Annotated in this window: 17 protein-coding genes and 1 tRNA gene; 8 read left to right on the top strand and 10 right to left on the bottom strand. The window is 50.1% G+C overall.

Going from position 1 to position 23,965, the window contains the following annotated elements; all coding sequences use genetic code 11:
• Positions 1-382: 382 nt before the first annotated feature.
• From NG346_RS04090 to NG346_RS04070, 5 genes are all read right to left on the bottom strand, one after another.
• Positions 383-2,647: a RelA/SpoT family protein gene (locus tag NG346_RS04090; RefSeq protein ID WP_262279770.1), complete on the bottom strand. Its 2,265-nt coding sequence runs from the start codon at positions 2,645-2,647 to the stop codon at positions 383-385.
• Positions 2,648-2,658: 11 nt separating this feature from the next.
• Positions 2,659-4,209, bottom strand: coding sequence for a lytic transglycosylase domain-containing protein (locus tag NG346_RS04085; protein ID WP_262279769.1), 1,551 nt, complete (start codon positions 4,207-4,209; stop codon positions 2,659-2,661).
• Between the two features lie 9 nt (positions 4,210-4,218).
• Entirely contained in the window at positions 4,219-4,935 is a 717-nt protein-coding gene (locus NG346_RS04080; RefSeq protein WP_262279768.1) for a DUF5683 domain-containing protein, read from the bottom strand.
• Positions 4,936-4,967: 32 nt separating this feature from the next.
• Positions 4,968-5,864, bottom strand: a complete 897-nt coding sequence (locus NG346_RS04075) for a ParB/RepB/Spo0J family partition protein (protein ID WP_262279767.1) — start codon at positions 5,862-5,864, stop codon at positions 4,968-4,970.
• Between the two features lie 138 nt (positions 5,865-6,002).
• Positions 6,003-6,767, bottom strand: coding sequence for a ParA family protein (locus NG346_RS04070; RefSeq protein ID WP_262279766.1), 765 nt, complete (start codon positions 6,765-6,767; stop codon positions 6,003-6,005).
• A gap of 156 nt (positions 6,768-6,923) precedes the next feature.
• Here NG346_RS04070 and surE point away from each other — a divergent pair, with 156 nt between their 5' ends.
• Both surE and lpxB read left to right on the top strand, forming a co-directional pair.
• Positions 6,924-7,697 (top strand): 5'/3'-nucleotidase SurE, encoded by a 774-nt coding sequence (gene surE, locus NG346_RS04065; RefSeq protein WP_262279765.1) that lies wholly within the window; start codon positions 6,924-6,926, stop codon positions 7,695-7,697.
• A 73-nt stretch (positions 7,698-7,770) separates the two neighbouring features.
• Positions 7,771-8,931 carry a lipid-A-disaccharide synthase gene (lpxB, locus tag NG346_RS04060; protein ID WP_262279764.1) on the top strand — a complete coding sequence of 387 codons (1,161 nt, stop codon included), beginning with the start codon at positions 7,771-7,773 and terminating at the stop codon, positions 8,929-8,931.
• Between the two features lie 67 nt (positions 8,932-8,998).
• Here the strand turns inward: lpxB and NG346_RS04055 are convergent, their stop codons facing one another.
• Entirely contained in the window at positions 8,999-9,349 is a 351-nt protein-coding gene (locus NG346_RS04055; RefSeq protein WP_262279763.1) for a MerR family transcriptional regulator, read from the bottom strand.
• A 122-nt stretch (positions 9,350-9,471) separates the two neighbouring features.
• Here NG346_RS04055 and alaS point away from each other — a divergent pair, with 122 nt between their 5' ends.
• The 4 genes from alaS to NG346_RS04035 all read left to right on the top strand — a co-directional run bounded on the left by alaS (position 9,472) and on the right by NG346_RS04035 (position 18,065).
• Positions 9,472-12,132: an alanine--tRNA ligase gene (gene alaS, locus NG346_RS04050; RefSeq protein ID WP_262279762.1), complete on the top strand. Its 2,661-nt coding sequence runs from the start codon at positions 9,472-9,474 to the stop codon at positions 12,130-12,132.
• A gap of 314 nt (positions 12,133-12,446) precedes the next feature.
• Positions 12,447-16,862, top strand: a complete 4,416-nt coding sequence (locus NG346_RS04045; protein ID WP_262279761.1) for a pectinesterase family protein — start codon at positions 12,447-12,449, stop codon at positions 16,860-16,862.
• Positions 16,863-17,412: 550 nt separating this feature from the next.
• Positions 17,413-17,592 carry a type II toxin-antitoxin system HicA family toxin gene (locus NG346_RS04040; protein ID WP_262279760.1) on the top strand — a complete coding sequence of 60 codons (180 nt, stop codon included), beginning with the start codon at positions 17,413-17,415 and terminating at the stop codon, positions 17,590-17,592.
• Between the two features lie 92 nt (positions 17,593-17,684).
• On the top strand, positions 17,685-18,065 hold the full coding sequence (locus NG346_RS04035) for a pilus assembly protein HicB (protein ID WP_262279759.1): 381 nt from the start codon (positions 17,685-17,687) through the stop codon (positions 18,063-18,065).
• A gap of 304 nt (positions 18,066-18,369) precedes the next feature.
• Here NG346_RS04035 and NG346_RS04030 read toward each other — a convergent pair whose 3' ends face one another.
• Positions 18,370-20,850 (bottom strand): glycoside hydrolase family 5 protein, encoded by a 2,481-nt coding sequence (locus tag NG346_RS04030; protein WP_262279758.1) that lies wholly within the window; start codon positions 20,848-20,850, stop codon positions 18,370-18,372.
• Between the two features lie 962 nt (positions 20,851-21,812).
• On the opposite strand from NG346_RS04030, the gene NG346_RS04025 reads away from it, so the two are divergent.
• Positions 21,813-21,971, top strand: coding sequence for a hypothetical protein (locus NG346_RS04025; protein WP_262279757.1), 159 nt, complete (start codon positions 21,813-21,815; stop codon positions 21,969-21,971).
• 61 nt (positions 21,972-22,032) lie between these two features.
• Positions 22,033-22,287, top strand: a complete 255-nt coding sequence (locus NG346_RS04020; RefSeq protein ID WP_262279781.1) for a DUF5053 domain-containing protein — start codon at positions 22,033-22,035, stop codon at positions 22,285-22,287.
• Between the two features lie 340 nt (positions 22,288-22,627).
• Here NG346_RS04020 and NG346_RS04015 read toward each other — a convergent pair.
• The 3 genes from NG346_RS04015 to NG346_RS04005 all read right to left on the bottom strand — a co-directional run bounded on the left by NG346_RS04015 (position 22,628) and on the right by NG346_RS04005 (position 23,920).
• Positions 22,628-22,715: transfer RNA gene (locus NG346_RS04015), tRNA-Ser, on the bottom strand.
• A 74-nt stretch (positions 22,716-22,789) separates the two neighbouring features.
• A complete protein-coding gene (locus NG346_RS04010) occupies positions 22,790-23,152 on the bottom strand; it encodes a DUF488 domain-containing protein (RefSeq protein ID WP_262279756.1) in 363 nt (120 codons plus the stop codon).
• A gap of 96 nt (positions 23,153-23,248) precedes the next feature.
• Entirely contained in the window at positions 23,249-23,920 is a 672-nt protein-coding gene (locus NG346_RS04005; protein WP_262279755.1) for a Crp/Fnr family transcriptional regulator, read from the bottom strand.
• Positions 23,921-23,965 lie beyond the last annotated feature (45 nt).

Genomic DNA, 23,965 nt, shown 5'->3' with positions numbered 1-23,965 from the left:
GGTATCATAGAGCCGCGGCTCTTTGATAAGAAGACGTGGGGGGAATCTTCGAATGCGGTCTTCCCCACCTCATCTGCTTGCAAATTTAACTAAAATATATTATATTGGCAAGAAAACGACAAGAAATATTAGAACTTTCAACGTTTATATCCGAGCAGAATCCATGCATCTTCAAGTCCTTTATACATAATCTTGTTTCTTATGATGTTAGCGATTAACGTACATATTCGAGCATTATTCAAATATGAAAAAAAAGGACTGCCCGAAAGAGCAGTCCCTTGTATTTTTAGCTAATTTGAAAAGTGATCAAACGTTTCAAGTGGCATTGGAGGTCCAACATCAGACTTGATGAAAGCGGCGGAGAGCAGTGTTCTGCCCTACTCTATAATATCTGCTTGACTTCCTGCAAGTCTGGGATCTTCTTCAGTCGTCCCATAATCACCTTCACTTCTTCACGATCATGGACGCGGATCTCGATAGAACCTTTGAAGATACCCTCATCAGCAGTGAAGGCAACCTTATGGATATTGACGTTCATCTTGTTGGAGATGACCTCAGAGACATCGCGCAGCATACCCTTTCGGTCGATGCCATTGACCTCGATGGTAGCATCGAAGAAGAGTTGCTTGTGCATATCCCACTTGGCATCAAGGATACGCGGACCAAAACTTGTCTTGAGTTTACTGGCCACCGGACAGGAACGCTTGTGGATCTCGATGCGATTTTTGCCGTCGATGAATCCCAAGATGTCGTCGCCGGGTATTGGATGACAACAGTCGGGGAAGATATACATGCCGATGGTCTCTTCCGTGATGATGCAAGGCTTCTTCTTGTCGAAGTCTTTTCCGACGACCAACAGCTGCGGTGTGTCGTCGTCCTTCTTCTTCTTTCCTTTGTTTAGAAAAGGTACAAACTTGCGCCAACCCGTCGAACCGCTATCTTTCTTCTTACCGTGGAGGACATCGAGATCTTTGTCGCCGAGGATGATGGTACGCTCACCCAAAGCCTCGAAGAAGTCCTCATGCTTAGCAATATCGTGAAAATCTGAAAGTTTGTCTACAACAGCAGTAGAAAGTTCCATGTCGTTTTTGGCAAGCCAGTCGTTCAGCGTTTTCTCACCTTTCTTCTGTATCTCTCTACTCTCCCGTCTGAGCACAGCCTGAATCTTGCTCTTTGCCTTTGCCGTGGACACGAAATTGATCCATGCGGGCTGCACGTGCTGAGAGTTGGAAGTAAGAATCTCGACCTGGTCACCACTCTGGAGCTTATGACTCAACGGCACAAGCTTATGGTTGACCTTTGCGCCAATGCAATGGCTGCCTAAGAAGGTATGGATTTGAAAGGCGAAGTCGAGAACCGTACAGCCTGCCGGCAACGTCTTGACCTCACCCTTGGGAGTAAAGACAAAGATCTCGGAAGAGAACAGATTGAGTTTCACCGAGTCGAGGAAGTCCATGGCATCGGGCTGCGGATCATCGAGTATCTCCTTGATGGTACTCAGCCAGTTGTTGAGTTCGTCATCGTCGTGAGAGTATTCGCCTTCCTTATATTTCCAATGAGCGGCAAAGCCCTGCTCGGCGATCTCATCCATGCGCTGTGAGCGAATCTGCACCTCGATCCACTGGCCTTGGCGTGACATCATCGTGGCGTGAAGAGCCTGGTAGCCGTTGGCCTTGGGATGGTTGACCCAGTCGCGCAGGCGGTCGGGATGACTCTTATAGATTTGGTTGAGGGCAACATAGATGCGGAAGCACTCGTTGATTTCGTCCTTAGGATCAGATGGTTTGAAGATGATGCGAACGGCAAGGATGTCGTAGATCTCGTCGAAGGTGACATGCTTGTTCTGCATCTTCGACCAAATAGAGTAAGGACTCTTCACCCTGGCCTTGATGGTGTATTCGATGCCCATGTCATCAAGAGCCTTTCGGATCGGTGCCGTGAAGTCGTCAAAGACCCTATTGCGCTGCTCCTCGGTGAAAGACAACTTATTGACAATGGAAGCGTACTCCTCGGGATGCTCGTAGCGGAAACTCAGATCTTCAAGTTCCGTCTTGATCTTGTTCAGTCCCAGTCGGTTGGCGATGGGCGCATAGATATAGAGCGTTTCTCCCGCGATCTTGTATTGCTTGTTGGCAGGCTGCGATGCAAGCGTGCGCATGTTGTGGAGTCGGTCACAGATCTTAATGAGGATCACACGGATGTCATCGCTCATCGTGAGCAACAGCTTCTTGAAGTTCTCGGCCTGCGCAGAGGCATGATCACCAAAGATGCCGCCACTGATCTTGGTAAGTCCATCGACGATCTTGGCGATCTTCTCGCCAAAGATATTCTCAATGTCCTCGGTGGTATAGTCAGTGTCCTCCACAACATCATGGAGCAAAGCGGCGCAGATGCTCGTAGAGCCTAGCCCCATCTCCTCGCAGGCAATCTGCGCCACAGCGATAGGATGCATGATATAGGGCTCGCCCGACAACCGTCGCACGCCTTTATGAGCCTGGCGGGCGAAGTTAAACGCTTTGGTGATGATGTCCACCTTTTTTCGATGCGGCGAAGCGAGATAAGTGTCCAACAGATGCTGGAAGGCATCATTGATCATCTTGTTGTCAGCAGCTTCGCGCTCCTTGTTTTTCTGCTCTAATTCGTCCATACGCCACAAGGTTATTTGACTTTTATCTTCTTTCCATTCTGAATCGTGCTTCCCGAGATACCATTCAACTTACGGAGTTTCTTCACCGTGGTATGGTTCCGTTCTGCAATTTCACTGAGGGTATCCCCACTCTTAACGGTTACGCTCTTGGACTGCTGTCCCTTATTTCTTTTCTTTTTGCTCTTCTTGCTCTGACGCTTTGAACTTCTTGAGTTCTTAGAGCTGCTTTGGCTTTTCCGTGAGCGATAGCTGCGCTTACGCGAAGAGCGCTCAGTCTGCTCGCTGTCATCATTGCTGTCGTTAGTGCTGACGGTCTTTTGCCCGTCGCCAACAGATGTATTGTCGTCCTTCGGCGTTGCCGGTGTCGCCTCTGCTTTGTCTGCCTTGTTGTCATCGGCTTTCTTCTTACCTGAAGTACTTGACACGAGTGTGACTTGATTCTTGTTCACCACATAGCGTCCGCCTTCAGCCTCCACCTCCGTACGCTTGGGCTGATAGTTGTCCGGAGTATAAGCGTAGACAGAGTCCTCGTTGTCGATGAACTTATTGATCATTGCTTCCGGCAGTCTGAGCGAAGCCTGTCCACTGTTGCCGTTGACGATATCACGACGGTACTGAGGATTGAGATCACGCAGCTCGTCGATGTCCATCCCCAACACATGGGCAATCTGCTCGAAATGCACATCATGGTCGACCATCACAGTGTCGGTCTTTGCGGGCAGTGTTGTCTTCAAAGGACAGATATTGTGGTCGCAATAATAGTTCATGATGTAGTTGGCAGCAATGAATGCCGGCACATAGCCACGGGTCTCCTTGGGCAGACGCGGATAGATCTTCCAGTAGTCACGCTCACCACGCGAGCGGCGGATGGCCTTCTTGATCTTGTCAGCACCACAGTTGTATGCAGCGATGACGAGGTTCCAGTCACCCAATTTCTTATAGAGGTCGCTCAGATAATGTGCGGCGGCATAAGAGGCCTTGTAAAGGTCGCGACGCTCATCGACCAAAGAGTTGACGGTGAGATCGTAGCGCTTGGCCGTTGTGATCATAAACTGCCAAAGGCCCACAGCACCCACACGGGAGACAGCCTGAGGATTGAGGGCTGACTCGATGACGGGAAGATATTTCAACTCCAGCGGCAGGTCGTAGGCCTCCAATGCTTCCTCAAAGACCGGAATATAGAAGTTCTGCGCTCCAAGCATATAGCCGACAGAATGGCGTAGCTCGCCCGTGTAGCGGTCAATGAACTTCTGCACGATGTCGTTGTAAGGCATCTCGATGATGGTGGGCAACTTGCTCAACCGTTGCTTATAGACCTCGGCGGAGTAAGTGCGGTTGACGTCTGGCATATTGCAGTTGGGATCGCGGCTCAGATAGTTCTTGGCCTTATAGATTTGGGTAGTGCTGTCGAGCTCTTCCGTCATGGACGTAGGCAGGTCAATTTGCTCTTCCTTGCCATTGGCGTTGGAGACAGTCACAGTCTTCTCCTGGTTGACCTGCGCCCGAGCAGAGGGGACGAAAGCCAACAACAGCAGCATGACGATGATATATGTTTTTCTCATAATTATATTCTAAAAGTTTATGCTACACTGCAAGCCAATGCCACTTTGGCGCAAGGCGAGCAGCGAGTTGCCTGTGTCGTTGGTGATAACAGTCGGCGACACACGCAGACTCAAGTTTGGAGAGATGTCGAACTGCGAGAGCGATGCATCGACATAAGCGTCGACAACAGACAGACCATAGATGCCGATCATCACAAACACACTCATGTCGCGCCAACGGCGATAGCGGTCCTTACGCTTGCGGAACACATCTTTCCATTTGTCCGCATTCTCCGGAGTGATTGTCGAACCCAAATGCAGAAACTTGTTGTAGCTCTCTGTTGTCGGGTCGTTGTCCATGATGTCGAGATAAGCCTGACTATAGTCGCGATACATCATGTTGTTCCATCGCAACGCATAAGCGCAACCGACAAATCCACCATAGAAGATCGGCAGCTTCCAGTATTTACGGTTATAGATCTGTCCGGCTCCGGGCAGCACGAGTGCCAGCCACAAAGCACGTTTGGGCTCAGGCTTCCATGTAGCCCAATCGCGGTGCTTGCGCTGATGAGCACTGTCACTCAGCACAGCGAGAGGCTGCCCGTCATTTGTCAGGCCCATGACACGAGCGCTGTCGATGAGCATCGTGTCAGGCTCAGCCTCCTGCTTTTGTTTTGCCTTCGCATGATGCTGGGCAACTGCCGGCAGCATCACCATCAGCAGTAAGGCAGAGAGTCCTGCCTTCATAATTATATGTCTCAGTGTCTTCACACGTCTATTTATTGTTCTTGCTTGAGTTGGTCTAAGATTCCCATCAACTTCTCGAAATCCTGCTCATTATTGAAAGGTATGCTGATCTTACCCTTGCCTTTGCTGGTGCATGTCACAGCCACCTTGGTATGCAGCACGCCAGAGAGGCGGTCACGAGCTTGGGAATAAGTCTCCGGCAGTTGAGCCTTGGCAGCGATCTTCTTCTTTCCGCTCTCAATGTCCTCACCATTTTTGAGGTGCTGCACCATCTCTTCAACCTTTCTGACCGACCATCCGTTTTTGAGTATCTCCTTGAACACCTTCAACTGCAACGAAGGACTGTCGAGAGCCAGCAGCGCACGGGCGTGACCCATGTCGATCTCTTTCTTTTGCAAAGACATCTGCACTTGCGCCGGCAACTTCAACAGTCGCAGATAGTTGGTGATGGCGGTGCGGCTCTTTCCCACTCTTTCCGACACCTTTTCTTGCGTCATGCCGGTGTTCTCCAACAGATGCTCGTAAGCCAAGGCAATCTCTATGGCATTGAGATCCTCACGTTGGATGTTCTCCACGAGCGCCATCTCCATGACATTCTCGTCCTTGATGGTACGGATATATGCCGGAATCGTCGTCTTACCAGCCAACTGCGAGGCACGCCAGCGACGCTCACCGGCAATGATCTGAAAGCGGTTCTCGGCAATCTGCCGCAATGTGATGGGCTGAATGATGCCTATCTCACGGATGCTGTTGGCCAGTTCCTGCAATGCCTCACTGTCGAAAAGGCTTCGCGGCTGGTCGGCATTGGGCTCTATCTGGTCGAGAGGTATTTCGCTGATGGTCGACGAACCTTGCGTGCGCACCGACTCTGTAGAGATCAGCGCGTCAAGGCCGCGGCCCAAAGCATTATATTTCTTGTGTACTGCCATATTGCAATGTTGAGAGTTGAAAGTTGAAAGTTGAGAGTTGAGAGTTGAAAGTTGAGAGTTGAAAGTTGAATGATGCGAGTGTAGAATTCAACATGCAACATTCATTATTCAACACTCAACATTCAACATTCTATTCTCTCATTCGTTTTTCTCTATGATCTCCTTGGCGAGAGCGAGATGATTTTTCGCTCCGGTAGAGTCTGCGTCGTAGAGAATCACCGGCAGACCATGGCTGGGACTCTCCGAGAGTTTCACGTTGCGCTGGATCACAGTCTTGAAGACCAGTTCCTGGAAATGACGCTTCACCTCATCATAGATTTGGTTGGCAAGTCTCAATCGGCTGTCATACATAGTCAGCAGGAAACCTTCGATTTCGAGTTTCGGGTTGAGTTTGCTCTTGACGATCTTAATGGTGTTGAGCAGTTTGCTGATACCCTCCAGTGCGAAGTACTCGCATTGCACCGGAATGATCACCGAGTTGGCTGCCGTCAAGGCATTGACAGTGATCAGACCCAATGAGGGTGAGCAGTCGATGAGGATATAATCATACTCGTCGCGCAAGGGATCCAATATACCTTTAATGACCTTCTCACGGTTCTTGAGGTTGATCATCTCAATCTCAGCACCTACCAAGTCGATATGGCTGGGAATAATGTCCAGCTTCTCAATGTCCGTCGTATAGATAGCATCCCTCACATCAGCGTGATCGATGATGCACTCATAGAGCGAACAGTCCACTTCACTAAGGTCTACACCGAGTCCGCTGGACGCGTTTGCCTGAGGGTCAGCATCCACAACGAGCACCGATTTCTCCAATGTAGCAAGAGAGGCCGCCAAATTGATGGTTGTCGTGGTTTTGCCCACGCCGCCCTTTTGATTGGCCAAAGCTATTATTTTTGCCATTTCTATTCGTCTTTAATGTCTGCCTGATGGATGTCGTTACCCTTTCCTCCTCATGGGCAGACATGGAATTATGATTGCAAAGATACATATTTTAGACGAAAATGCCAATTATTATAGGTTTTTTCGTATTTTTGCAAGACAATTAATATTAAACAGATGAAAAGCAACAGACCTCTGATATTGATTTCCAATGATGACGGCTACCATTCTCCCGGCATCAAGAAGCTTGTAGACATTGTCAGCCCACTGGCTGATGTTCTCGTCGTGGCACCTGAGAGCGCACGTTCTGGATACTCTTGCGCCTTTTCCGCGACAGATTACCTGCGACTCAAACCACGGCACAACATGGGTGACACCAGAGTGTGGTCATGCACAGGTACGCCTGTCGACTGTGTGAAGATCGCTATCGACCAGTTTTGCAAGGAGCGTAAGCCTGACCTGATCCTTGGCGGCATCAATCACGGTGATAATTCCTCAGTGAATAATCATTACAGTGGCACAATGGGCATCGCCAAGGAGGGCTGCCTCAAGGGCATTCCTTCCATCGCATTCTCCAGTTGTTTCTACAACGAGGACGCCAACCTTGAGCCCCTTCGCCCCTACGTGGAGCAGATTGTCAGCAAAGTGCTGGCAGAAGGTCTGCCTAATGGCGTTTGCCTCAATGTCAACTTCCCAGCCACTGAGACTTTCAAGGGCGTGAAGGTTTGCCGGATGACACGGGGCAGCTGGATCAACGAGATCGTCAAAGAGCACCACCCAAGAGGCTATGACTATTTCTGGGTAGTAGGAGAATATCGCAACGACGAACCTCAGGCTGAAGACAGCGACCAGTGGGCGCTCAACCACGGCTATGTAGCTATCACGCCGACCACCATCGACGTCACCGCTTACGACTTCATGGACACGGTACGCGGTTGGGATATTAAATAAGGAATAGACGCTATAAAAAAAAGTATCTGAAAGTTAACTTGGATAGAAACATCAACTTGGATAGACACGACACATGAAATATTATCTCATAGCAGGTGAGGCTTCCGGCGACCTGCATGCCAGCCGACTGATGCACAGCCTCAAAGAGCAGGACACGGCGGCCACCTTCCGCTTTATCGGTGGAGACATGATGGCGGCCGAGGGCGGTAAGCCTTTCCGGCACTACAAAGACTTGGCCTACATGGGCTTCATCCCTGTGTTGCTCCATGCCCGTACCATACTGCGCAACATGGCGCAATGCAAGGAAGACATCATGAGATGGGCGCCCGACGTGGTAATCCTCGTCGACTATCCGGGATTCAACCTGAGTATCGCCAAGTTCGTACATGCCAAGGTGGGCACGCCAGTCTTCTACTATATCTCACCGAAGATATGGGCATGGAAGGAATGGCGCATCAAAGCGATCCGCCGTGATATCAATGAGCTCTTTTCCATACTTCCCTTTGAGGTAGACTTTTTCGAGCACAAGCACCACTACCCTATCCACTACGTCGGCAACCCTACCGCGGAAGAGGTGAAAACGTTTCGTGACAACTACCATGAGTCTAAAGAAGCCTTCTGTCTGCGCCATGGCTTGGATCCCAAGCGTCCAATTCTTGCTTTGCTCGCCGGCAGCCGCAAACAAGAGATCAAAGACAACCTGCCCACAATGATCACAGCTGCCCTTCCCTATTGTCAGGATGAGAAGGGCTATCAGATGGTGTTGGCAGGAGCGCCATCCATTGACGATGACTATTATAGCCGCATACTCAAAGGACAGCCCGTCAGCAAGGTGAGCGAAGAAACCTATCAGTTGCTCTCTCATGCCGCCGCTGCACTGGTTACCAGTGGCACGGCAACACTTGAGACCGCACTGCTTGGTGTACCGCAAGTCGTATGCTACAAGACTCCCGTTGGCCCGCTGATTCGCTGGGCTTTCAACCACATCATTCAATGCCGCTTTATCAGTCTCGTTAATCTCATTGCCGACAAAGAGATCGTCACAGAACTCTTTGCCGACCGCTTCAGCGTGAAGAATATCCGCCACGAACTGGACCGCATACTACCGGGACAGCCTGACAGAGCCACCATGCTCCAAGGCTACCAACTCGTTGCTGAGCGATTGGGCAAGCAAAGCGCGCCCGACACTGCCGCCAAAGAGATGATCGAGATTCTCAATAAGAAGGCTCGATAACAAGCAGATCGTCCTACCTTTTTATGAGCCTTAGCCTCACAAGTGCGTCAAGTCTGCCTTTGAGACCTTACACCAACGTGTCAAGACTGCTTTTGAGTCGCTGCAGTTCATCACGCACAGTGATGAGCGTAGTCAACAACTCTTGCGAGCGGTCGGCACCGTCTTTGTTTTCACGAAGATATTTCCGCGCATTGGCAATCTTGAAGCCACGCACCTTGATGAGGTTATAGATGACCTTCACCTCTTTGATGTCATCCTCACTGTACTGCCGCACCTTGGTTCCGGGCACCGTCTTAGGATGGAGGTTGGGGAATTCCTTCTCCCAGTAGCGCAACGTACTTTCCGCCACGCCGACCATCTCAGCCACCTCCTTGATCGAGTAATAAAGCCGCTTGGGCTTGTCTGTTTTCAGCACCATAGCCTGATAATTTTACTATTTTGGGGCAAAGATAACAAAAAAGAATCATTTCTGCAATCTTTTTAGTACCTTTGCACCTGTATGTCAAAAGAATAAAGGAAACAAATAAAACATATATCATCATGATGACAGCAAATGAAATCCGCGACTCGTTTAAGAAGTTCTTTGAGTCGAAAGGACACGTCATCGTTCCGTCTGCCCCGATGGTTATCAAGGACGACCCGACGTTGATGTTTACGAATGCAGGTATGAACCAGTGGAAAGACATCATCCTTGGCACCAAGGACCCTAATCCACGTCGTCGCTGCGACTCACAGAAATGTCTGCGCGTCAGCGGTAAGCACAACGATCTGGAAGAGGTGGGACACGATACTTACCACCACACGATGTTCGAGATGCTCGGCAACTGGAGCTTCGGTGACTACTTCAAAGAGGGTGCCATCGACTATGCCTGGGAATATCTCGTGGACGTGCTGCACCTCAATCCCGCCGATCTCTATGTCACCGTCTTCGAGGGCGATCCCTCGGAAGGACTGGAGCGTGACGACGAGGCTGCCAAGTACTGGAGCAAGCACGTACCTGCCGACCATATCATCAACGGCAACAAGCACGACAACTTCTGGGAGATGGGTGAGACCGGTCCTTGCGGCCCCTGCTCTGAGATCCACGTAGACTCCCGCCCCGACAGCGAGAAAGCCAAAGTGCCCGGACGCGAGCTCGTCAACAAAGACGACCCACAGGTCATCGAGATTTGGAACATCGTCTTCATGCAGTTCAACCGCAAGGCCGACGGCAGCCTGGAACCACTGCCTATGCACGTCATCGATACGGGTATGGGCTTTGAGCGTCTCGTGCGCATGCTGCAAGGTAAGAACTCCAACTACGACACGGATATCTTCCAGCCCATTATCAAGGAGATAGAGAATCTCTCCGGAAAGAAATATGGCTTCACCACACCGACCGGCGAGAATGGTGAGGGTGCCAACGAGCAGGAAAAGATCGACATCGCCATGCGTGTGGTTGCCGACCACCTGCGTGCCGTGGCCTTCTCCATCGCCGACGGCCAGCTGCCCAGCAACGCCAAGGCCGGATATGTCATCCGTCGCATTCTGCGCCGTGCTGTCCGCTACGCCTATACCTTCCTCGACCAGAAGAGTGCATTCCTCTACAAGCTCGTGCCCGTACTCGTGCAGGAGATGGGCGAAGCTTATCCCGAGCTGCCTGCTCAGCAGGAACTCATCAGCCGCGTGATGAAAGAGGAGGAGGACAGCTTCCTGCGTACCCTCGACAAGGGTATCCAGCTGCTCAACGGCGACATGGACGAACTGCGTGCTCACGGTAAGACAGAACTCGACGGCGAGAGTGCCTTCCGTCTCTTCGACACCTATGGCTTCCCTCTTGACCTCACAGAACTCATCTGCCGCGAGAACGGCTACACCGTCGACGAGAAAGGTTTCGACGTAGAGATGGAGAAGCAGAAGGCACGCGCCCGCAACGCTGCCGTTGTGGAGAACGGCGACTGGGTGGAGCTGCGCCAGGGCGAGCAGGAATTTGTCGGCTATGACTACTCGGAATATGAGTGCCACATCCTCCGCTACCGCAAGGTAACTCAGAAGAAGAACACTTTCTATGAGGTCGTTCTCGACCACACGCCGTTCTACGGAGAAATGGGTGGTCAGGTCGGCGATCAGGGCGTGCTCGTCTCCAGCGATGAGACCGTCAACGTTATCGACACCAAACGCGAGAACAACCAGAGCATACATATCGTGAAGCAAATGCCAAAGAATCCAGAGGCTGACTTCATGGCTTGCGTAGATATTGACAAGCGCAACGGCTCTGCTGCCAATCACTCTGCCACTCACCTGCTCGACTATGCGCTGAAGCAGGTACTCGGTGATCATGTGGAGCAAAAGGGATCTTATGTCGACGCCGACACACTGCGTTTCGACTTCTCCCACTTCCAGAAGGTCACTCCCGAGGAGCTGCGCAAGGTGGAGCGTATCGTCAACGATATGATCCGTCAGGATATCCCATTGGAGGAGCACCGCAACATGCCGTTAGCCGAGGCTAAGGAACTGGGTGCTGTAGCCCTCTTTGGTGAGAAGTACGGCGACAAGGTGCGTGTGGTACGCTTTGGACCGAGTTGCGAGTTCTGCGGTGGCATCCACGTGAAGAGCACCGGCCACATCGGTTTCTTCAAGATCATCTCTGAGAGCAGCGTGGCTGCCGGTGTGCGCCGCATCGAGGCTCTCACTGGTAAGGCTTGCGAAGAGGCTATCTATGAGGTAGAAGACATGATGAAAGACATCCAGGCTCTGTTCAACAATGCCAAGGATCTCAAGGCCACCATCGAGAAGAGCATCTCTGAGAACGCAGCACTGAAGAAGCAGGTGGAAGGCTTCCGGCAACAGACCGTAGACCGTACGGCAAAGACACTCGCTGAGCACGCTCAGGATGTCAACGGCGTGAAAGTCGTCAAGGCTGTGCTGCCCGTTGACCCAGCCTCTGCCAAGGACATTGTCTTCAAGGTGCGCGAGCAGATCCCCGAGAACCTCGTCTGTGTGTTGGGTTCCCGTCACGAAAATCGTCCATTGCTCTCCGTGATGTTCTCCGACGACATGGTGAAGAGTCATGGACTCAACGCCGGTAAGATCATCCGCGAGGCCGCAAAGCTCATCCAGGGCGGTGGCGGTGGTCAGCCTCACTACGCTCAGGCCGGTGGCAAGAACGCTGACGGTCTCTCTGCTGCCGTGGACAAGATCATCGAGCTCATCGAACTGTAAGAAACATAAGGGGTAAGTCTTATTTCATAAAGCACGGTCATCTTCCATGCTATATATATAATAAGGTGTAACCCACATCACAGATAGGCGCTGCCTTCCGAATTCATTTTGGAAGGCAGCGTTTTTTTGTACCCCCATAAGTCTATAGCCGTGATGCCTGCGAAGGTGTACATTCGTTCTGAAATAGGGGAAGAAAAGTTATCAGGAAAAAGAAGCGGAATCTAAAAAACTTCACTCTCAACTATTTCTTTTATTTTTGCAGCAGCGATAAAAGAGAATCATTTAACCATTTTATACAAAACCAACTATTACGTATGAACAGTAAACCATTACTAACCATCGCGGCCTTAGGTCTTTGTGCCACCACATGGGCACAGGCTCCGGCATTTCCCGGCGCAGAGGGCAACGGTCGCTATGTCACCGGCGGACGTGGAGGCAAGGTCGTGCATGTGACCAATCTCAACGACTCCGGAACCGGATCACTGCGGGCCGCCGTAAAAGGTGCCGACAAGAAAATCGTCGTCTTCGATGTGGGCGGTGTCATCCCATTGTCATCTGAACTGAAGATTGGTGCCAACACCACTATCCTCGGACAGACAGCCCCCTACCCCGGCATCACGCTCCGATACTATACCGTCAGACCCGGTGACAACAACATCATCCGGTTCATACGTGTCAGACGCGGACAGGAAAAGGAATGCGACGACGGCGCTGACGCCTGCTGGGGCAAGAACCTCAACGGGCTCATCCTCGACCACTGCTCACTGTCGTGGAGCATCGACGAAGTGGGATCCTTTTACGACAACAACAACTTCACCATGCAGTGGTGCACTCTCGGCGAGAGCCTCAACAATGCAGGACACGACAAGGGAGCTCACGGCTATGGCGGCATCTGGGGCGGCAAGCTCGCCAGTTTCCACCACAACATGATCGCCCACGTGGCCAACCGCGCACCCCGCTTCAATGGCGCACGCTACAACTGGACGGGATACAACGCCAACAGCCTCTACTCCACCTACAAATGGCCCAATGCCGTGCAAGCCGAGAATGTCGACTTCCGCAACTGCCTCATCTTCGACTGGGGTACAGGAGGATGCTATGGCGGTCCCGGTGGCGGCTACATCAACATGGTGAACAACTACTATAAGGCTACGCCCGAGGTAAAAAACAAAAACCGCATCACCACCATCTCTATTGCCAACAGCACGACGTCCGCCGACGAGAAGACCTATCTCGACATGACCAGCCGCTACTATATCAGCGGCAACTATGTCGACGCTAAGGACAGCGAGGGCAAAGTCTATGGCGCCAACTACGACTGGAAAGGCGTGAAATACGACGATGGCGTGCAGACCATCAATGGCGAGGAATACACCAAAGACTCACTCTACGCCTATGGTAAGGATGTGGAGCATGTCAACAATGCCCAGGGCATCCCTTGCGTGCGCATCAAACTTGACAAGGCCGTGGCTCCTACCGGTGAGGTGACTACCCACTCCGCCGAGAATGCCTACAGCAAGATCATAGCCTATGGCGGTGCTTCGCTCTTCCGCGACGATGTGGACAACCGCTATATGACAGAGGCAAAGAATGGAACATCTACCTACACGGGGTCTGTGACAGGCATCAAGGGGCTCATTGACAAGGTCAGCGATGTAGATGGTTATACTGAGGCCAACTTCCCCACCGGCAAGCGGGCTGCTGACTTCGACAGAGACGGCGACGGCATGCCGGACGTCTGGGAGAAGGCCAACGGTCTCAATCCCAACGATGCCAGTGATGCCAGCACATACACACTGGATGCGAAAGGCTATTATACCAATCTCGAAGTCTATGCCAACTCTTTGGTTGAGGACATCATGAAGGCTGAAAACAAGGATGCCATCACCAATGTCAACGAATATTATCCCACTTGCACGAAGGCCGACGGATTAGACTATTACTCCGGCAAAATCGTGGAGCGGGTGACACCAGCAAATCCTAATACGCCTTCTGACGCCAAAACCGAGAAGGCCCTCTACTCTACGACTTTCACCGATTGGACAGATGTCAAGGCCAGCACGACAGAAACGACGGTGACGCAATCAACGAAGTATAGCCATGAGACGCTCACCTTTTCCATCTTCGACACACAGATCTGTTCCACCAACCAAAACACGACTAAGTTTCCCAACTGGACGGGCGGCTATCTGATGTGTAGCAAAAGCGCTGATCCTTACGTCATCACCTCTCCACTGGCCAGCATCACCCGTGTGCACTTTCGCCATGGAGCCACGGGCAGCAATCGTGGTTGGAAATTGGAGGCTAAAGGCGACGGCGACACAGACTGGACAGTGCTGAGCAATGCCGTAGCTACTACGCAACAAGGCACAGATGTCGAAGTGGATGTCAACCGCACCAACTGTCAACTGCGCTTCACCAATCTCAACGCTTCACAAAATGCTTATCTCTTCCAACTCGACATCTACGGCAATGTGAGCACTGGCAATCAGCCTTCTCTCGCCTCCTTTTCCGCCTACGGCAAGGAGTACACCGCAGAGGACTTTTTTACCGAAAATGCCAATGGCAACTATGAGGGCACTGTAGAGGTGAGCAAAAGGTCTGATATGGTCAGTGCCTCTAATGCCATCACCACCACTGTGGGCAATGGTACTATTGGCACCATTACTTATAAAGAGGTATCCAGCGATGTCAACGGCAGCAAGCCGGCCTGCGATGTCACCATTCCCGTAGCACTCGCCGCAACCGGAACCACCAAGACCTATATCGTTCACTTCGTTTGGAAACCTAACTATACTGTCCTCTACCACGACACCGATGACAAGGTAATCGCCAAGCAGGCTGTCGAGAAAGGCGACCCAATCAACAAACTCAACGACGGCGCGACTGTCACCGTACCCTCTGGCAGCAAGTTTCGTGGATGGCTCTTTCAAGCCAGCGGCGAAGAAAAAGCCAACGCCGCAACCACTGTGAACGAGAAAGAGCTGAACCTCTATGCCTTGGTCACTGACATCGAAAACGATGAGCCCAACGAGCGTCATGCCTACAACCTGAAAGACAAATACTTCTATGCCGAGGATCACGAAGGCTTTCTGCCTCTGTCAGCCTACAGCTACAATGGTCCTCAACATGGCCTTTATTTCAAGCCGGGCTCCATCACGCTGCCTGTTACGGGCAATGCCATCGTCATCGTGGAAGCCTGCAAATATAGCAAGACGGCCTTGACACTCTCCGACTCCAAAGGCAACATTCTCGGAACCATCGCCATCCCCACTACCGACGGCACACGCACGGCCATCCGATATACTGGTAAGGCTGATGATCTGTCGTTGTCTTTCCCCGACGGTGAGGTTTATCTCCATGCTCTCACCGTCATCAACATGGGCAACGGCGACATTGCCAAGAACGATGAAGGCTACTACGTGGCTGAAGCAGGCAGTGCCTGCAGTCTGCTCAACATCTTCGACATGATCGCTGCCTACGGTGACGCCTCCTCACGCACAAAAGTATTCCTGCCCAACGGTGTCTATGACTTAGGCAAGGCTACCGAACAGCAGTTACCCATCGACAAGCTCTCACTCATCGGACAAAACACCGACAGCACGATCATCGTCACCGCACCGGATGCCTCCATCGAAGGGCTCGGCAAAGCTGATCTGTTTCTCAACACCAAAAAGGATCTCTATCTCCAGGATCTTACGCTGAAAAACGCGCTCGACTACTATGGCGCAGGGGCTGCCGGACGTGCCGCCGTATGGCAGGACCGTGGCGACCGCACCATCTTCCGCAACGTCAAGATGCTCTCCTATCAGGATACCTACTACAGTCAGAACAATGCTATGCAGAGCTACTTCGAGGATTGCGACATCCACGGCACTGTGGACTTCATCTGTGGTGGCGGTGACGTACGCTTCCTGCACACCACGCTCTCTCTCGAACCACGCAATGCCAAAGGCGAAGGCGGACGCACCATCACAGCCCCCACAACCACTACCAACTATGGCTATGTCTTCGACGACTGCTCCATCGTGGACTTGGCCAAGGGCAAAGGTGACTGGAACTATGGCCGCACCTGGCAAGGCAAACCCATTTGCGTGTTCCTCAACACCACCCTTGACGACAATGCCGCTGCCACTATCGTCTCCTCACGATGGACTCAGAAAGGTATGAACAACACCGACCCGAAGGTCTATGGCGAATACGGAACAAAGAATGCAGCCGGACAGAACATCACTCCCTCCAGCAACATCATCGCGTCCTGGGGCGGCAATATCGAGACCATCCTCTCTGCCACGCAAGCCGCTGCCTATGACTACGACAAGATGTTCACCAATTGGGATCCCAAGTCTCTCGCCACACAGTTGACTGTTACGGGAGCCAAACTCTCCGCCGGCATCCTCTCATGGAATACAACCCAAGGTGCCACCGCCTACGCTGTCTTCGCCGACGGCAAGTTGCTGGACTTCACCACCGCCACCAGCCTCTCTGTCGACGGCAAAGCCAAGACCTACTCTGTCCGTGCTGCCAACGCCATGGGAGGCTTAGGCCCTGAAGCAACAGTGGTCATCACCAACAGCATCGCTGACGACCTCATCGAAAAGCCTTCCCAGACATATTACTATGCCCTCCAAGGCACTCGTCTGTCATCACCTCGTCAGGGTCTCAACATCCGCGTCCGCAACTACCAAGGTGCCGGATACAAAGCCGAGAAGATCATCGTGAAAAGATAAAAAAGTAAAAGGGTAAAAAGACCAACAGGGCAAGCAAAGGTCACACGACGAAAGCCCAATATTGAGTCTAATAATGATTGGAATATACATATCGGTTGATCAGGATAATGAGGAGGTGACCACATACCTCCCTTCACAATTAGGCGAGCCTTAGGGCTCGCCTATTCTGTTTTTATTAGAATGCAAAGAACAGAGTTGCTACATTTCCTTGACTCAAAGACATTGCATAAAAAAAATTATCAAGCTGTTACTGTCTCTGCAAAGGTAATCAATTTTTTGCTAATCACAACTTTATCAGTACCCTCAATAGGATAAAATTAAAATACATAGGAATATCCTTTCCTCGATTTAGTGAAGTTCATAACGTCAAATTAGATTAAGCAAGTGATTTGAGTAACAGGAAGGCCGGTTTTCGTGAGAAAGCCGGCCTTTGGCATTGGTGAAATGTTAAATCTCCAATAGGTAGCAAAAAAGTTATATAAGCATTTGGCGGTTTATAACTTTTTAGCTACCTTTGCAGTGTCAATAAGACAAAGAGTTCATTGAAATTATGAAAAGAAGAGAATTAGAAAAGAGACTGAAAGACGCGGGATGCGTCCTGTCTCGAAACGGTTCAAGGCATGACAAATGGGTTAATCCCAAGACTGGAAAGTTTGAATGGGTGCCGCGCCACAGCACGGAAATTGCTACGGGAACGGCACACAAGATACTTAAAAAGTTGAATGCCTAAAGAAAAAGGTCAAGGGCTTGTCCCTTGACCGATTTCTCTTCTTTCTTGATGGATATGGACTCTTTTTATAAGAAAGTATAAAGCATAAGGATATGACAAAAGCAATCGTAACAGTAGAAAAAGGTGCCGATGGCAACTATTGGTGCAGTACCGAGATTGGCGATGGCGGCTTCAATGGCTGCGGATCGACGGTGGACGAAGCAAAAAAGGATTTAGCATCGTGTCTCGATGAAGCTAGGGAAGCTGGTGATATAAAAGGAGACTTAACACTGGAGTACAAGTATGACTTACAGTCTTTCTTTAATTACTTCGCTTATTTCAATGTGAACGAAGTGGCACGCCGCGCGGGAATAAATCCATCTTTGCTCCGTCAGTATAGCAGCGGATGCAAGAAAGCCGGCGAGAAGACGTATGAAAGACTCTCGGAATGCTTCAGCAACATAAAGAAAGATTTACAAGCCGCGTCTTTCTGACTCGGCTATTTCATAATAAAATGAACTCTTGGAGCCGTCTGCGCGAGATGCGTGGACGGCTTTTTCTTAGCTGTTGATGTCTCTGCAAAGGTAATCAATTTTTTGCTAATCACAACGTACTTCAAGTATTGTCTTACGTCCCGGCTACTGTTGATGTCTCTGCAAAGGTAATCAATTCTTTCCTAATCACAACCGGAGGGGATGCAGGGAGTTATGTAATAAGTAAAAGCATAAGAAAAGCCCCGGCACGGCTCAGTGTCGGGGCTTTTCTTTTTTATGCGACTAAAAGTCTGTATGTCCTTTATCAGCGGCAGATGACTTTCTTCCCGTTGTGAATGTATATTCCACGTGAAGGCTTAGCCACCCGCTGTCCTTGCAGGTTGAACCAGACATCCTGCTTTTCCCCACTCTCAACAGCGTTGTCGATGGCTGTCGTCGTGCCGTCGTTGATGCCGATGGCCATGCTCTTGGCACTCGCCGAGCCCTGCTGTATCTTGATATGTCCAAAGACAACCTCCAGCCACGTGCCGCTGTTTCCATAGGCATCTGCCACGGGTGTCCAGCGGAAATGATAGTAACCAGTGTGGTTAGCATAGAAGTTGACGACTCCATAGCTGGCACCATAGGTGTTCGTGTTCAGGCTCTTGCCGACATTGTTGTTGCATCGTATGATTTGCGAACCCAGGCAATTATTGTTCTCGTCAAACACCTCGCACTTCACATAGGGATTTCCTGCCCATCCGATGGCGTAATAGCTGAGGTTGTAGCTTCCCTTTTTGAGTGAAAGTCCGTAGCCGTTGACTGTGCCCACCTCGGCATAAGCGGTCTTCGAAGCGTCGCTCTGACGGATGTAGAGGCCGGTGGGCAGATAACCACCTTGGCTGAACTGGAAGATGCGCGGCCCTGACGCAGCAGAACCTGCAGCAACCTTTTGCCCGGCATCGAGGATACTCCAGCCCTCCGGTACAGTGTTGGCATTTTGGAAGGCCAGTGGATTTCCCTTAAAATAGAGTCCTACATTGCCGACGAGCGTTTCTTCCCAATTACCGCCATTGCCTTTTGCATCGGCGACCGGCGTGAAGCGCAGTTTGTAGTTGCCTTTGATCATGGAATAGAACGAAAGGTTGACTCGGGTGCTGCCCTTGATGGCTGTACTCTTGGTGCCATTGACGCAGCCGTTGGCTTTGACGATAGTTGAGGCCACCACAGTGTTGGTAGGATCAAACACCTCCACCTTTACATACGGACTGCCTTTCCATGCTGCTATGTTGCAACTGAGCTGATACTCGCCACAGACCAGTGGAAGCGTGTATCCGCTCTGCCCACCATATTCTATGTATCCGGCTTTGTCGGGGCTGATCTCACGCACATAGAAGGCTGTGGTCATGTCACCGCCCTGATAGAACTGCATCACTCTTGGTCCACTGCTCTGACTACCCGTTTGCCGTTGGCTTCCGTTGTCCACGGCCGTCCATCCAGCGGGGATGACATCATTGACGTTGCCCCAGCCCTTGACAAGATTGTCACCGGTAGTAGTAGAGGAAGAACTTGAGGTGTTGCCTGCCGATGACGACGAGGAGGAAGACTCGCTCTTATGGGCATAGTTCTTCTTGGAATACTCATAATACCAGTAGAAGCATGCCTTGGCACAGCACTCAACGTTTTCATTGAAATTAGCCTTGATGGTACCGTTCTTTAAGAACGCGTCGATGTCGACATAGTCCTCATTGGAACTCAGCGTCATGCTGATATTGCCAAAGTGATCCATCACAGCCTTCCAAGCATTTCCCCATTTGCTGGTCGACGCGGTGCCCCAGGTGCCATAGTTGCTGGCCACCCACTGTCCGAACTCATTGTATTTACCTGCTCCTGCTTTCTCCGGACTCCAGTCTATCTCTGAGACGAGGATTGGTTTGGAAGTGACCACAGGCACCTGCTTTTGGAAGTTGCGGATGAAGGTGTTGTGGTCGTAGCTCTTGTCACTTGCTCCATACCATCCCGGATAGACGTGAACAGCGTAGCCAAAGTTGCTGTCGGTGATGGGATGTGAAGCATAGTCTTGATACTGGCTTTGATAGCCGGTACCGGGAATCCATATCACGCCCTTGAATCCGTTCTGTCGGATGATGTTGACGATCGGCTGGAAATAGTCGTGCAGGGCAGATGATGAAGCTTGACCATATTGATTATAGACATGCACCGGCTCGTTGGCCAGTTCCAGCGACACCGTTCCCGAGTTGTTTTTGAAGTTGGCATTGCTTGACACAATCCCCCATACCGTTTTGAGGTATTGCTGATAGGCGTCGCCCACCTTGAGATCCTTCGGGCATACCCCCGGCGGACGCACGACAACGTAGAGTCCGTGGTTCAAAGCCTTCTGAGCAATGGGCCAGTAAAGCGTCTGCAGGTACTTGCGCAGGCGGTCGGCACTGAACTTCGAGATGTCAGCTTCTCCGCTTGCGTGCCCATTGTTGGTCCAGCAAGGGTCGAGATGCAGTCGGAAGATGTTGCAGTACGTACCCTTGGCAGGGTTTTGAATGGCCCCGAAGACCTTGTCGAAGTAGTTGATGCACGAAGCCACCGTGCCGTCGTTGCAGGCTGATCCCCATCGATAACGATTGAAATAGGGATTAGGGGTGTCCATCACTCCATGGAGCACAACGGCGTGTCCTCCTTGGTCGACCAATTGCTTGCCACTGACGTGGAGTGGTGCCACCACGCCAAACTGGGCAAACGCTCCCATCGGCATCACTGCCATGGTCAGGGATAATAGAAAGTGTTTCATAAAAAAGATTGAATAAAAACGGTATTAAGAAGTTGATTTGTATTGCTTGCAAAATTATGCATTTTGGTAATTGCTTACTTTTCAACACGTATCAAAAACTTTATTGTCAGTATATCAACTTAAAATTCTTCTATTAGTACGATAAACGTCTCGTAAACCTTGCTATTTGAGACATTTTTCTGCTAATATCTCATTTACCGTGATGCCCTTATTGTCTTTCTGTCTGAATAGCAATATAGAAAGAATATGTCCTTTATGTCTTTCTGTCTGAATAGCAATATAGAAAGAATATGTCCTTTATGTCTTTCTGTCTGAATAGCAATACAGAAAGAATATGTCCTTTATGTCTTTCTGTCTTCAACATCAGCACCCAGTCTGTGCCATCTGTCTACTTTGTCTTAGAAACTGACATTTTTCCTACCACGAGAATCGATTCTTTTCGACAAAGACCTGTCTTCCACTGATTTATGCAAAATTTCGCACGTTTTTATAAACTACTAATAATCAATATATTACAAGCGTATCTCTTTTCTTCAGCTATCAAAAAGCCTTTCTGACCGAAAATTCTCTAGAGAATTTCTGCTCAGAAGGGCTTTTTGATACGATGAAACCACCGAGATGACCATATCAAAAGGCCGAGATGATAACAAGAAAAAGCCTTTTTGATCGCGGAACAAGGCAAAAATGAGTCTAAGAAATCAAAAGTCCCTTTTTCTCTTCTCTAGATTGCAAGTTCAGGCGAACATACTTTTGTCAGAAAGATTCATTTTTATATAGTACGATTATTGAAAAAATATCTATCACAGAGCAGTTTCTCCTGTTTTCGTTGCTATTTGAATTCGCACCATCGTCGACAATCTAAGAAATGTTAAATTCTTGTCTTTATACGATTTTTCGTATTATTTACTTGAACAATACGAAAATTAGTAGTATCTTTGCTGTGTCTTAAAGAAATAACGAATATGAAAGAAAAAATGAGTAACATGAAGGTAACTGATGAAGAGCGAGACCTTATCGAACAGATTAGAAACTACAACATCTCTTACCCCAACGGTTATCCGGAACTGATGTGGTTCGTGCAGGAAACCCTTGATAAGATGCTGCGGCAACCTTATGAGTAAAACAAGCCTCTCCCGAAAGGGAGGGACATTAAGACATCAATAATCATAAAATATTATGGATATGGAGACTGTAATGACAAAGCCGGTGGTTATCACCGACATGAAGAAAAAGGCGAGCGACATTCTGCTTGCCATATCGTGGAGAGAGCTGGCCAATAATTATTTTCACAAGTCGGCATCTTGGCTCTATCACAAGATGGACGGCATCGACGGCAATGGAGGCAAAGGAGGATTCACGCCTGACGAGGCCGAACAGCTGCGAGGAGCACTTGTGGATTTGAGCAACCGAATACGGCGAGTAGCAGACACCATTTAGGCCTGGCCATCGTTAGCCATTTAAGACAGCAAGCCGTCCGCTGGCCTACGGACGCACAGCCCCGGAGATACACGCTCCGGGGCTTTTTTGTTTTAACAAGTAGTTGCAAACACCTTTCTCATGCAGTGGTAAACACTGACCGAAGGAGTGGTAAACACTATGGTAAACACAAATCGCCTAATGTTTGCCAATGATTACCAAAGATTACAACTCTTTTTTGCTTGGTTACTATCCCCTTATTACCCTAATTCCCAATTATTTACGCGCTTCCAATTTCGTAAATTACTGACTATAAACGAAAAAAGGAAGCCTTCATCAGACTTCCTTTTTGACTTAAAAGCGGAAGATGAGGGATTCAAACCCCCGATACCCGAAAGGGGTATACCGGATTTCGAGTCCAGCGCATTCGATCACTCTGCCAATCTTCCAATAGCGAGTACAAAGGTAATAAAAAGATGGTAAAGGACGATTATCTTTCTTTGACAATTTCAATAAATTAACACTATAACTTCGTCTCCATCCACTTTTTCAAGACCACAGCCTGGTTGTGCGTTTCATCTTTTGCACCGAAGAGCAGCGTCACATTGCCTTGCTGCAAGAGCGCCTTGCATCTCTCGACAAAACTGTGAGCCTCGGCATTTTGGTCGAGCTCACCGATATACTTTTCCGAGAAAGCTGGGAAGAGTTCAGGTTGGTGTCCAAACCACTTTCTCAGTTCTGTAGACGGGGCAAGCAGTTTGTCCCACTCGTCGATGTTGGCTTTATCCTTCGAGATGCCACGCGGCCACAATCTGTCGATCAGCACACGATAGCCATCCTGCTCCTCGGCAGGCAGATAGACTCTTTTGACTTTTAATTCACCCATGATCAATCTGATATTTAACGCTGCAAAGATAGCACAGTCCCTCAAGTATGACAGGTAACAATTGTGCCCTGTTGCGGACAAATAAAGTTAAAACAATCACTTCAGCTTGTTGCTGTCCAAGATCTTGATGCTCCGGCCATCGATTTCGATAGCGCCCTCTTTCTCGAAATCGGCCAGCACACGCTGCAAAGAGAACTTCTGGATGCCGAAGCTGTCAGCGATCTGCTGGCGGCTGCGATAGAGATGGATGACGCGGGAGTTCTGCTCTTTTGCCCTCTTGATCAGCAGATAACCTACCTTCTCCCTGACCGTCATCAGCGAAAGCACGTTGATCTTATGCGTCAGAAACACGTTGATGTCGGACAGCGTGCGGATGAAGTTCATGCACAGCCGGCTGTTTTCATCGATCGCCCTTGCAAAGTCCACCTTGTCGATACGGACTATCGAGCAGGGCTCCACCGTCTCCACGCTCACAGGCATGAGATTATTGGCCGAGAAGATAAAGGCCGGCGCAATGAGATGACCGGCCCGAAGGCGGCTCACCTCTATTTGTTTTCCGCCGACAGAAGACATCCGGCACACCATCGTACCAGCCAATACGATGTCCACATGCCGGTAAGGCATACCGGCAAGTGAATAGATCTCATTCTTGCTGAAAGCTACGAGCTTGTAATTGATGTCGTCGAAGAAATGCAAGATCTCAGTCTCGGAGAAACCAGCGAACAACTTACACTGCTGAAGGGTCTTTATTTGTTTTGTGTCTAACATGTCAGGATTGATTAATGATCACAACGTCTTCGTTTCCGTGACGCC

The organism is Hallella absiana, from assembly GCF_025457485.1.
In the GTDB taxonomy this organism is placed as follows: Bacteria; Bacteroidota; Bacteroidia; order Bacteroidales; family Bacteroidaceae; genus Prevotella; species Prevotella absiana.
The sequence above is the reverse complement of the archived record's forward strand: the minus strand, read 5'-3'. Positions and strand labels throughout refer to the sequence as shown.